Raw genomic sequence first — 13,043 nt, 5'->3', positions numbered from 1 at the left:
TGGTACATGTGAATCATTTTTCGGCTTGATGGACAAATAAATCAAGCATTTGACATAAAAAAGGGAAAAAATTGGTTGATAAAATTTTACAGTGTGATAGTTTGGTATAGTACTATTATTTTTTAACCAATTATTGGAGGGGAAACCGTGAAATTTAAGAATGTGAGTCGAATTACGGCGTGTGTACTAATTTTTTCACTGATTTTCAGCTTGATGATTCCGCTAAATTCTCAAGCTGCACCAGCAACACCCGTTGAAAATGTAAAAACGATCAAAAATGGGGACACTTTGGACGGAAAGTTTGAAAAACCGGATGTTCAATGGTATCAAATCAGTCCCACAACAGAAGAAATACAAAAGTTCTCCCATATTGAGTTCGAAGTCAATTCGGACAAAATCTTGAATATCTCCGTATATCAAGATAAAGAAAAAGCAGAAAAAGATGAGAGCAATTATATGGTCTCTTCTTATCCTGATGAAGAAGCCGTAGTCGATTTCCCATATGCTTGGGAAGGCACATATTATGTTAAAGTTGAATATTTCGGCGATACGGATGATGAGGGAAATCCGATCCCGGATGCGGAAAATGTAGCTGAATACTCCATCAATGCGCATTCAGTAACATTGCCGCCATCGGCCGGGGACGAGGGGGAGGAACTCGAATCATGCCCGGTTGAAGTGAGTGTAAACGATAAGAAAACGGGAGAATCCATGTTGAAAACACTCCGCGTGTTTAGAGATGAGGTTCTCACGAAGTCGCCTGAGGGACGCACCCTTTCCTCTTTATACTATAAAGCTTCGCCATTCCTGGCTCTTCATCTTGCCGGGAATAAAACGGCAAGGGAAGCCGTTTATAATCACTTAGTCGAGATTAAGCCCCTTATAGAGGATCTTAATGAAAATGGAGCAAGCAGTACGGCAGTCATTGACAAGAAACAGGCACCTGCCATTAAAGCACTATTTGATAAGACAGCAGATGTAGCACCTGCTGGATTGAAAAAAGAAATGAACAGCATTGCAAAGAAAATCAATCTTGATAAGCTTGCAGGTGAAAGAATCGTCGATATCGCAAGCAAAGCGGGAATCGAACTTCCTGCTTCGAAAAATGTAAAGAACAAATATATTGTCAAACTTAAACCAGGGAAGTCATTGAGTTCAGTCCAATCCAAGATAAGCGGAAAAGGATATGGAACATTATCGGCACCTAAGCAACAAGAGGTTCTGTATGATGATATGTATGTAGTAGAGTTAAAGAACCAAGCTAAAATGAGCACAGCAGCACTATCCGGTATCGAAAAACTTCCAGAAGTGGAATATATCGAGCCGGTAAAAACGTACAAAGCATTTTCTGCCGACATTCAATCACCGTATCAATGGTCTTTAGCTAACGCCGGTGGGGAAGAAGGCATAAAGGGAGCGGACATCGATAACGAAAAACTGCAGAACCTTATTAAGAAACGTAATTTAAAAGATACATTGGTAGCTGTCATCGACACAGGAGTCGATGATTCACTTGCAGATCTACAGGGTGTCGTTAAAATGGAGTCAGGTAGGAACTTCATCGATAAGAAAGAAAAAGCGATCGATGACAATGGCCATGGTACACATGTATCCGGAATCATCGCTGCCAAAGCGGATAATGGATATTCCATGCAAGGAATCAATCCAGTAGCTAAAATCATGCCTGTGAAGGTCTTGGACTCTTCAGGATATGGAGACAATGAGAAAATTGCACTAGGTATTAAATATGCTGTGGATCATGGTGCAAAGGTCATAAACCTTAGCTTGGGCGGAGAATACAGCAGGACAATTGAATATGCTTTGAAACATGCCGCTGCCAAGAATGTAATGGTTGTCGTAGCAAGCGGAAATGATGGGATGGAGGGCCTTTCTTATCCTGCATCATCTAAATACGCCATCTCCGTCGGTGCAACCAATGCCCTTGATTTAGTATCCGATTATTCCAACTATGGATCGAAATTGGACATGGTCGCTCCAGGTACAGGCATCCCGAGCCTTGTGCCTAATGGGAATGTTACCTACATGGATGGTACATCAATGGCAACTCCCCATGTTGCAGCAGCTACAGCTCTTTTATTATCCGGAAACCCTGGGTTGAAAGTGAATGAAGTAAGGGAAATCCTTCATGAGACATCGGAGTATGTCGCTTTTGAAGAAGAAGATAATGTAGACCCTTATGAGGACTATCAACCAGAAGATGGAGAAATCATAATGCCGGAAGAAGAGCTGCCTGTCGGAAAAGATTTAGTATCTGGATATGGAAGACTGAATGCGTACAGTGCTCTTAGTGCCGTGGATTTACAAGCTAAAGTCAATCTTGTGATGGACACGCAAACAAAACTGACTGGTTCAGCTAAAAAAGGTTCAGTAATCGAAGTGAAAAGCGGAAACAAAACACTCGGTAAAGGAACGGCGGCAGCTAACGGAACGTTCACCGTTACGATTCCGGTCCAAAAAGCTGCGCAGCAGCTAACGGTGAATATCTCTGATTCTTCCAAACTGGCAGTATCTTCAATCAAAGTATTCGTGAATAAGGGTGCAACCCCTAACAAACCAACTGTTAAAGCTGTAAGTGACAAAGATACGTATGTAACGGGTCAATCACAAGCGGACATGAAAATCTCGATCAAAAATAGCGCAAAAAAAGTGATTGGTTCAGGTAACACGGACAGCAAAGGGAATTTCAAAGTGAAAATCAGCAAGCAAAAGGCTGGCACTAAACTTTCGGTCACAGCTACAGACTTAGCGAAACGTGAAAGCAAGGCGGCAACCGTGACTGTTCTCGATAAAACAGCCCCAGATGCACCGAAAGTGAATGAAGTAAGCGATAAAGCAACGAAAGTAACTGGTAAAGCGGAAATCGGTTCAAGCGTAACCGTGAAGTACAGCAATAAAAACATCGGCACGGCAAAAGCTGATAGTAAGGGGAACTTCTCCATCAAAATCAGCAAGAAAAAAGCAGGGTCCGCATTATACGTCTCAGCAAAAGACAAAGCGGGCAATACAGGAAAAGCGGCAAAAGTAACGGTTAAAGATAAAACCGCTCCAGGTGCACCGAAAGTGAATGAAGTAAACGACAAAGCAACAAAAGTAACTGGTAAAGCGGAAATCGGTTCAAGCGTAACCGTGAAGTACAGCAATAAAAACATCGGAACGGCAAAAGCTGATAGTAAAGGGAACTTCTCCATCAAAATCAGCAAGAAAAAAGCAGGGTCCGCATTATACGTCTCAGCAAAAGACAAAGCGGGCAATACAGGAAAAGCAACAAAAGTAACCGTTAAAAAATCTAAATAGCAGTGAAGGCCGTTTAACTTACAGGTTAAACGGCTTTTTTTGTGAGAAAATGAATGAAAACACCGCTCGATGATGAGCGGTGTTTTTGCCAAGCTTTGTTTAAGAGTATTCATCTGTGCATTGTCACTGCATGATGTAAGGATCTGGAGTTTTACGTTTTAATTCTGAAACTTCACGTACTCGCCGTTCTTATATCATTAATCAGTTCAATAGTTGAGGTGAATCATAAAATATCATGGTCGGTAAAGATATCGATCCAGGCTATTATGTGATTAAAGCTCTCGATTGAAGGGGAAATTGAATTCATGCCATCTAAATTTGAAAAAGCAGCGAAAATGGGTCAAAAAATCATCCTTAAAGATCCTGGTTATTATGTGGTCGGTACAGAAATACAAGCGGGGAATTATGTACTATCAAGGACATCCGATAACATCAGAGTGTTTGTCGATATAAAGGATGAAAAGGAAACCGAAAGTTTGCAAACCATTCAGTGGGAAATTGATGGAAATGGAAAAAAACAGTCGAGATAGAACTGAAAAATGGCTATAACGTGTATATTGAAAAAATAGATAATGATGGTTATATATCGAATGAGGGTGATCTGATATTAGAGAGAAATAATGAGGAAAGTGATTAATTTAAGGGGATAAAATACTTCCAAAAGCATTAGGAATCCAGCACAAAAGCGGATTCCTTATTTTAAATGTAAATACCTAGGGCGGGATTTCCGAGGGTCCACATAGCCGCCTGTTATTTGATGTCCGAGAGAGCTTGCGATGACTACTGCTGCAAAGAGGAGGATGATTTTCTTCAATTAAATATCTTCTTTCCGTTTTTTTTTATTTTTAAAGATTACACCCAAATGCCTCTTCCTTCAACTCCCTTTTTATGGATGGTGGATTAATTGTGACAAACATTAAATGACCAAAGATAAATTAGCTGATATTCATTTAGAAGTGAAAAATTCAATAACATAGATAAGAATAATAAGTGGCTGTGAATTATGGGAGTCAGCCCTAGGCGGACTCTCTTTTGCTTGTGAATCCGCCAACTCCGCCACTTCGATCTTGAAGTGCTCTTAAAGCATGAGTTTTTCTCTAGCTTGATGTGGAATATATGTAATTCGTCGGAGGCAAATTGGGATTACTGTAAGGCTAGGGAGATGACTGGGAGGGGAGGTCTTGATGCGGTAAATAGGGCGGAATGGAAAAAAATGAAGGGGCAAGTTCGATTTATCTTGCCCCATCATTTGTCAGCTCATTTAGTGAATTCACTTCTCAGAAGATAGACGACATCGTATATCTTCAACTCGTCCATATGGCCATCACTATCACCATAAAAATCAGTGGAAAGTGAACGTATGCCTTCATTTCCCTTTGAATAACAAATACTCGCCAATACAAGCTTGTTTGTGCTGTTTATTTTGAGTTTGTCAGCACTGCCCCATACGCTGGACTCCATTTCACCAATGGTTTCAGGAAAAGTAGCTGTATCCGTACCAGCGTCGTTTTGAATGCTGATGTTGAACATCGATTGATTTTGATCAGCAACCGTTTTGGAGGTCGTAAAGATAATTGTCCCATTATCACTGACGGCAGTTGTCATGCGTCCCATTTCAGGTTCGACAAGTTTGCCAAATTCATATTTTTCGACCCAGACGGACATCTCCTTGTATGTATCATCAACATTGAAATCGATAAGAAAGGAATGTTCACTAGAATTCTCCAGGATGGCTTTTTCCCTTGCAGTCAACTCAGGAACTGAAAGGTCATTCCCGGATTTTGGCTCATCAGCTTTACAGGCGACTAACGAAAATGAGGTCAGGGATAGGATGATGGATAAAAAAATCTTTTTCATGATTTCCACCTCTTGTATACTATTTACCTAATTAAAACCAATTCTTATATATTATAACATTATAGTGAAATTAGGACACGGCAAAAAGGCAAGCAATCGGTATGCTTGCCTTTTTGTTGCATTTAGAATGGTTTGGAAAGAGCCTTATTGGCAACATCGACGTCATTTTGAAGCAATTGGTTCAAGTCGTATGCAGGATAGATAAAGGTAGTGGAATATCTTGGCGCGGGTATCGATGGCTCCATTTAAATGTTTCCTAAATACTTTTCGAAGGGAAGGGGTGGCTGTTTCAGTAATGGCACCCGCATAATTTTTGATGGATGATTTGGCAAAGATCAGCAATTCCCTAGCAGCAGCGGCTGATGCGTCATCGCTTGTTACATCGTCATCCCGGCCCGTCTTAGGCGTCAATGGGTAAAATTGCAGCAGATCCATGATGTTTTGGGTAATGGAATCAATCGTTTGCCTATATATCTTTTTTAAATAGGGTCTTTTATTTTCGGATAAGCTTTTTTAAATTTCATAAGAGCATTGGACTGGGCTGCGGCCAATTCATGAAGCTCAAGTGTTTCTTGTATATTCCTCCTGAACGAATAATCTTGTTACGTTATTTGTTTATGGAAAAGGCTGTCCCATCTTCCTTCACATTCACAGGTTAGGAAGGAGGATAGCCGTTTTTTATTGATATTGCTCGAGAACAGAGAAGAACTTTTTGGTAAATTGGTAAAAAAGTTTTTCTGATGGTGCCAACTCCCTGTTTTTGGAAGTTATGATGCCGACAGTCCGTTTGACTTCGGGTGAATCGATCGGGATTTTGACAGTCAGTCTTGGAATGACTTCATAAAAGGTACTATCAGGGAGCAGACTGACTCCGATTCCGGCAGATACGAGCCCTTTTATGGAATCCATGTCTTCACCTTCCGAGGCGATGTTCGGTGTGAAACCGGCTGCTTTGCATGCTTCGAGAGCGATAGTGTGAAAGATGTATCCTTTTGGAAACAAGACGAAGGGATCATTTCGCAAGTCACTTAGACGCAGACTTTTCCTTTCGGCCAATGGGTGCGTTATCGGCAGTAAAGCGGAAATGTTTTCCGTGAACAGGATATGACCATCGATATCTGGATCGTTTGTCGGGATCGGTCCAAGGAAGGCTAATCCGATTTCGCGATTTTTGACAGCGTCCTTTAACGAGGAATAAGATCCCTGTCTTAAATGGAAGCCGATATTCGGCTGCTCATCTTTAAAAGCGGAAATGACGGTAGGAAGTAAATGGGTGGAAAGGCTGGTCGGGAACCCGATTTTAATGCTTCCGTGTTCAGGGTCCAAAAACTCATCAATTTGATATTTGGCATATTCTATCGCCTGTATCGCCGTTTTTGCATGAATCAAGAAAATTTTACCGATTGGAGTTAACTGGATATTACGGCCGATTTTCTCGAATAAAAGAACGCCAAGCTCATCTTCCAGTCTGGAGATTTGCCGGCTGATCGCTGATTGTGCAATATGCAGGTGCTCTGCGGCTTCAGAGACGTGTTCTCTCTCGGCGACTTCAACAAAATAACGTAATTGCCGTAGTTCCATTTATTCATCCTCCTGGCATTCATCTCAAAGTGAGATAGATTCTACTAGAATTATATATTGTTTATATCGATTTGAAAACCTAGAATAAATGTAAGTGACATAACGGTGTAAGAATACGATGGGGGCGATTAATATGACATACAATCAAATACCAAAAGCACAAGGGCTCTACCATCCTGAATTTGAACATGATGCATGTGGGATCGGTTTATACGCCCATTTAAAAGGGCTTGCTACACATGACATCGTCAAACAAGGACTGGATATGCTGTGCCAATTAGATCATCGCGGCGGACAAGGCAGCGATCCCCTTACAGGAGATGGCGCAGGATTAATGGTGCAGATTCCTGATGAATATTTCAGGCTGGCATGCCCGGAAATGAATTTGCCGGCAAAAGGGCGCTATGGTGTAGGCATGCTCTTTTTCTCTAACAATGATGATGAACGGAATGAAATCGAAACTCGTTTGAATGCATTTATCGAACAAGAGGGCCAAACGCTATTAGGCTGGAGAACGGTTCCTGTTGATGCAACGAAAATCGGGGAGGTCGGAAAGGAGACATGTCCGACGATCCGCCAAGTATTCATCGGGGCAAGCGTTGGGCAAACAGATGATTTAGCTTTTGAGCGTAAATTGTTCATTATCAGAAAACAAGCTGAAAACTGGGCCCGTGAACGCGGCAAACGTTTTTATTTTGCCAGCCTTTCAAGTGCTACGATCGTATACAAAGGATTATTGACGCCAGAGCAGGTGGATGCTTTTTATCTTGACCTTCAACAGGAGTCTTTCGTTTCGGCTTTCGCTTTAGTGCATTCCCGCTTCAGCACGAATACTTTTCCTAGTTGGGAACGGGCACATCCAAACCGTTACCTGATCCATAATGGCGAAATCAATACGCTTAGGGGCAATGTGAATTGGATGAAAGCGCGTGAGCAGCAGTTCGTGTCGGAAGCATTCGGGGATGACTTGCAAAAGGTCCTGCCTATTCTTGATATAGACGGCAGTGATTCCTCGATTCTTGATAATGCACTTGAATTCTTCGTGCTTGCCGGGCGTAAGCCGGCACATGCAGCGATGATGCTCATTCCAGAACCATGGACGGAGAATCCGCATATGACGAAGGAAAAGAAGGCATTTTACGAATATCATAGCATGCTCATGGAGCCATGGGATGGTCCGACGGCCATATCCTTTACGAATGGCAAGCAAATCGGTGCCATCCTTGATCGAAATGGTTTAAGGCCGGCAAGGTATTATGTGACAAAAGATGATTACATCATTTTCTCATCCGAAGTCGGCGTGATCGATGTGGAGCCGGAGAATGTATTATATAAAGATCGTTTAAGCCCAGGCAGAATGCTTTTAATCGATTTAGAGGAAGGCCGTATTGTTTCCGATGAAGAGATCAAGTCGGAAATGGCTCAAGAAAAACCATACCAGCAATGGCTGGACGAACAGCTTGTTCAATTGCGTGACGAAGAACCTGTGCTCGAAGGGGAGCCATGGAGTGATTTGTTATTCAGGCAAAAAGCGTTCGGATACACGTATGAAGATGTCCAAAAATATTTACTGCCGGTCATTAACGAAGGCAAAGATCCACTTGGCAGCATGGGGAATGACATTCCATTAGCGGTCTTATCAGATCGCCCGCAATCGCTATTCAACTATTTCAAGCAATCTTTTGCACAGGTAACCAACCCGCCAATCGATTCCCTTCGTGAACAGATTGTCACGTCAACGATGACATTTCTGGGTGCGGAAGGAGATTTGCTGAAACCGGATGAAACGAACAGCCGCCGCATTCAATTGGATTCACCTGTATTGACGCCAGGTCAAATGCAGCAGTTGAAAGAAAATGCCTATCCTGAATTCAGGAGCAAAGTCATTCACACTTTATTTTCGGAAGATTTAGATATCGAACTCGATCGCATCTGCCGTGAAGCGGAACAAGCAATCGCTGATGGTGTCAGCCTTTTGATATTATCTGACAAGGATATGAGCAAAGAAAAAGCTGCGATTCCTTCCCTGTTGGCTGCGAGCGCCCTGCATCAAGAGCTGATCCGTCATGGGAACCGTACGAAAGTGAGCATTATCGTTGAATCGGGGGAAGCAAGGGAAGTCCATCATTATGCGTCCCTGATCGGGTATGGAGTGGATGCGATTTACCCATACCTTGCTTATGAAACATATAAGCAGGCGGTATTGGAAGGCAGTTTGTCCATCAGCTACGAAGAAACGGTAAGGAAATATGTACGCTCGTTGACAGAAGGCATCGTAAAAGTGATGTCGAAAATGGGGATTTCAACGATTCAAAGTTATCGCGGCGCACAAATTTTCGAAGCGGTTGGAATCGGTGCTGAAGTGATCGAACGCTATTTCAGCGGTACGGCATCGCAGCTTAGTGGGATCGATTTGGAAACGATCGCAGATGAGGCGTTGATTCGCCATAGGAAAGCTGCAGCCGATTCACTTGACCGAACTCTTGAAAGCGGAAGTGATTTTCAATGGAGAAAAACAGGGGAACATCATGCTTTCAATCCTAAAACGATCCATACACTGCAATGGGCCTGCCGGAAAGGCGACTATAATTTATTTAAGCAATATTCAAACATGGCGAATGAAGAGAGACTCGGGTTTTTACGGAATTTATTCTCGTTCGATCAGAAACGCCAAAGCATTTCCATAGATGAAGTGGAAACCGTGGAATCCATCGTCAGCCGATTCAAAACGGGCGCGATGTCATTCGGTTCTTTGAGTCAGGAAGCACATGAAACTTTAGCGATTGCGATGAACCGTTTAGGCGGAAAAAGCAATAGCGGTGAAGGCGGGGAGCATCCTAGCCGTTACCAATTGGATGAAAACGGCGATGACCGCCGCAGCGGAATTAAACAAATTGCATCAGGTCGTTTTGGAGTGAAAAGCCATTACCTTGTTAATGCAGATGAACTTCAAATTAAAATGGCGCAAGGTGCAAAGCCGGGTGAAGGCGGCCAGCTGCCAGGGAACAAAGTATACCCTTGGGTCGCAGAGGTCCGTGGTTCCACACCAGGTGTCGGCCTGATTTCACCGCCTCCGCATCATGATATCTATTCGATTGAAGATCTGGCACAGCTGATTCACGATTTAAAAAATGCGAACCGTGATGCCAGGATCAGCGTCAAACTTGTATCAAAAGCAGGCGTAGGCACGATTGCAGCCGGTGTGGCCAAAGGAGCCGCAGATGTCATCGTTATCAGCGGGTATGATGGCGGTACAGGGGCATCACCAAAAACAAGTATCAAACATACAGGTCTTCCTTGGGAGCTGGGCCTTGCCGAAGCACACCAAACATTGATGCTGAATGGCCTGCGCAGCCGTGTAGTCCTTGAAACGGATGGAAAGTTAATGACGGGACGCGATGTGGTCATGGCAGCTATCCTTGGAGCGGAAGAATTCGGCTTTGCTACAGCACCGCTTGTGGTCCTTGGCTGTGTCATGATGCGTGCTTGCCATTTGGATACATGTCCAGTCGGGGTAGCTACTCAAAACCCTGAGCTTCGCAGCAAATTCACAGGAGATCCGGATCATGTCGTTAATTTCATGCGCTTCATCGCTGAGGAAGTGCGGGAAACGATGGCCGAGCTTGGATTTAGAACACTGGAAGAAATGGTCGGCCGCACTGATGTTTTACAAGTGAGCGAGCGGGCGAAAAACCATTGGAAAGCGAAGCATCTGGACTTGACGACACTTCTTTTCCAACCGGAGGGGATACGTACGTATCAAATTCCTCAAAATCATAAAATTGATGAATCCCTGGATATCCGTGAGATTTTACCGATTGTGGAGCCTGCTTTGGATGACCAAACCCAGGTGGACGTCAGCTTCCCGATTACAAACGTGAACCGTGTTGTCGGAACGATTGTCGGCAGTGAAGTATCCAAACGCTATGGGGAAGAAGGGCTGCCTGAAGATACGATCACACTCCGTTTTACGGGATCGGCGGGCCAGAGCTTCGGAGCGTTCATTCCAAAAGGGATGTCGATGTATTTGACAGGTGATGTCAATGACTATGTTGGGAAAGGATTATCTGGCGGAAAGATCATTGTCTCGGCACCTGCTGGCAATCAGATTGAGGCTGGGGACAATGTAATTGCCGGAAATATCGCCTTATATGGTGGAACAAGCGGCGAGGCCTACATGAATGGCCGTGCGGGAGAACGATTTGCAGTACGGAACAGTGGAGTCAACGTCGTCGTTGAAGGAATTGGCGATCATGGCTGTGAGTATATGACAGGCGGACGCGTGGTCATTCTGGGCAACGTCGGCAAAAACTTTGCGGCAGGCATGTCAGGCGGCATCGCTTATGTACTTGCTGATGATGCAGAAGAATTCAAGGCATTATGCAATGGTGAAATGATAGAATTCGAGACGCTTGATGATATGGATGATGCAAACGAAGTAAAAGAAATGCTTTACAGCCACGTTCATTATACTGAAAGTGCCAAAGCATCGTATGTACTGGAGAACTGGGCGGATTTTGCCAAGAAATTCGTAAAAGTCATTCCGAAAGATTACAAACGGATGATCAAAAGCATCAATGAGCAGAAGCGTGCAGGGCTAACGGATGAAAAAGCGATCATGAGTGCATTCCAAGCAAATGCCGTTCAAGATAAAAAAATCACTAAACAAGCTGTGATGCAGTAAGGAAGGGGAGAGAAAGATGGGAAAAGCAACAGGATTTATGGATTACCCGCGAGAAAAACCAAAAGACCGGAATCCTCTCACTCGTTTAAGTGACTGGAGAGAATATACAGCTCCTTTCTCTGATGAAAAGTTAAGTACACAGGGAGCGCGGTGTATGGACTGCGCCACCCCTTTCTGCCATATGGGCATGGAATTGAACCGGGTCACAACAGGCTGCCCGATTCATAATCTGATCCCGGAGTGGAATGATTTGGTGTACCGCGGCAGATGGAAAGAAGCATTGGACCGTTTATTGAAAACGAATAATTTCCCTGAATTCACCGGGCGCGTCTGCCCGGCCCCTTGTGAAGGGTCTTGTACGGTAGCGATAAGCGATCCTGCCGTTACCATCAAGAACATTGAAAGGACCATCATCGACAAAGGATTTGAAAATGGCTGGATCACGCCTCGCATCCCTGAAAGCAGAACAGGCAAGAAAATTGCCATCATCGGTTCAGGCCCGGCTGGATTGGCGAGTGCCGACCAGTTGAATCAGGCAGGTCATTCGGTCACGGTTTATGAGCGCTCAGACCGTGCAGGGGGGCTGTTGACATACGGCATCCCGAACATGAAACTTGAAAAAAATGTCGTTGCACGCCGAATTAAATTATTGACCCAGGAAGGCATCGATTTCATTACCAATACAGAAGTAGGCAAAGATATAACAGCCGAAGAACTGCAAAATCAATATGATGCGGTCATCCTGTGCACAGGCGCCCAAAAGCAGCGTGACCTGGTAATTGAAGGACGCGAGGCATCAGGCATTCACCTTGCAATGGATTACTTGACGACTTCGACTAAAAGTCTATTGGACTCCAATTTTGAAGACGGCAAGTTCATAGACACTAAGGGGAAGGACGTCATCGTCATCGGCGGCGGGGATACAGGAGCTGACTGTGTCGCAACAGCCCTTCGCCAGGAATGTAAGAGCGTCGTGCAATTCGGGAAGCACCCAATCCTTCCGACGGCCCGTACATCCGATAATATGTGGCCAGCCTACCCGAATGTATTTTCCCTTGATTATGCGTATGAAGAAGCGGAAGCGAAATTCGGTGCAGATCCGCGACAATATTCAATCCAAACAAAAAAAATCGTAGCCGATGAAAATGGCAACGTTAAAGAACTGCACACAATCTCAATGGAAAAAATCAAAAGCGAAGACGGAATGTACATCTTCAAGGAAGTTCCAGGAACTGAAAAAGTATGGCCTGCACAATTCGTTTTCATCGCAATCGGATTTGAAGGAACCGAAATGCCGCTATTAACTCAATTTGGCGTAGAAACAGTAAATCAAAAAATTGATGCCGTCTATGGCGAATACAAAACGAATGTCGAAGGGGTTTTCACTGCCGGAGATGCAAGGAGAGGGCAAAGCCTCATTGTTTGGGCAATCAATGAAGGCCGTGAAGTAGCGAGAGAAGTGGACCGCTACTTGATGGGTGCAACGGTTTTGCCTTAATTTTTTTAAAAGGAAGTGCCATAATGGTGCTTCTTTTTTTGTGTGGTGGGAAAAGTGAAACTCACGAGTAAATGGTTGGAATTCACGAGTAAAACGCCGAAACTCACG

The 13,043-nt window shown here is 43.9% G+C and carries 7 protein-coding genes; 4 read left to right on the top strand and 3 right to left on the bottom strand.

The window, feature by feature from the left end; translation table 11 throughout:
• Window positions 1-147: 147 nt before the first annotated feature.
• Entirely contained in the window at window positions 148-3,315 is a 3,168-nt protein-coding gene (locus tag JNUCC41_RS05890; RefSeq protein WP_430624076.1) for a S8 family peptidase, read from the top strand.
• A 305-nt stretch (window positions 3,316-3,620) separates the two neighbouring features.
• Window positions 3,621-3,845: a hypothetical protein gene (locus JNUCC41_RS05885; protein ID WP_192206803.1), complete on the top strand. Its 225-nt coding sequence runs from the start codon at window positions 3,621-3,623 to the stop codon at window positions 3,843-3,845.
• 727 nt (window positions 3,846-4,572) lie between these two features.
• Here JNUCC41_RS05885 and JNUCC41_RS05880 read toward each other — a convergent pair.
• From JNUCC41_RS05880 to JNUCC41_RS05870, 3 genes are all read right to left on the bottom strand, one after another.
• Entirely contained in the window at window positions 4,573-5,172 is a 600-nt protein-coding gene (locus JNUCC41_RS05880) for a hypothetical protein (protein WP_192206802.1), read from the bottom strand.
• 162 nt (window positions 5,173-5,334) lie between these two features.
• The gene (locus tag JNUCC41_RS27245; protein WP_342614710.1) at window positions 5,335-5,583 is read right to left on the bottom strand and encodes a spore coat protein; all 249 of its coding nucleotides are present in this window, start codon (window positions 5,581-5,583) and stop codon (window positions 5,335-5,337) included.
• Window positions 5,584-5,850: 267 nt separating this feature from the next.
• Window positions 5,851-6,753 (bottom strand): glutamate biosynthesis transcriptional regulator GltC, encoded by a 903-nt coding sequence (locus JNUCC41_RS05870; RefSeq protein WP_192206801.1) that lies wholly within the window; start codon window positions 6,751-6,753, stop codon window positions 5,851-5,853.
• Between the two features lie 133 nt (window positions 6,754-6,886).
• Between JNUCC41_RS05870 and gltB the strand changes: the two genes are divergently transcribed.
• Together gltB and gltD are read left to right on the top strand one after the other, a co-directional pair.
• Window positions 6,887-11,437, top strand: coding sequence for a glutamate synthase large subunit (gene gltB, locus JNUCC41_RS05865; protein ID WP_192206800.1), 4,551 nt, complete (start codon window positions 6,887-6,889; stop codon window positions 11,435-11,437).
• 16 nt (window positions 11,438-11,453) lie between these two features.
• Window positions 11,454-12,935, top strand: coding sequence for a glutamate synthase small subunit (gene gltD / locus JNUCC41_RS05860; RefSeq protein ID WP_192206799.1), 1,482 nt, complete (start codon window positions 11,454-11,456; stop codon window positions 12,933-12,935).
• Window positions 12,936-13,043: the final 108 nt, after the last annotated feature.

Source organism: Brevibacillus sp. JNUCC-41 (genome assembly GCF_014844095.1).
GTDB lineage: Bacteria > Bacillota > Bacilli > Bacillales > DSM-1321 > Peribacillus > Peribacillus aracenensis.
This window is presented reverse-complemented; position numbering and strand designations above follow the sequence as displayed.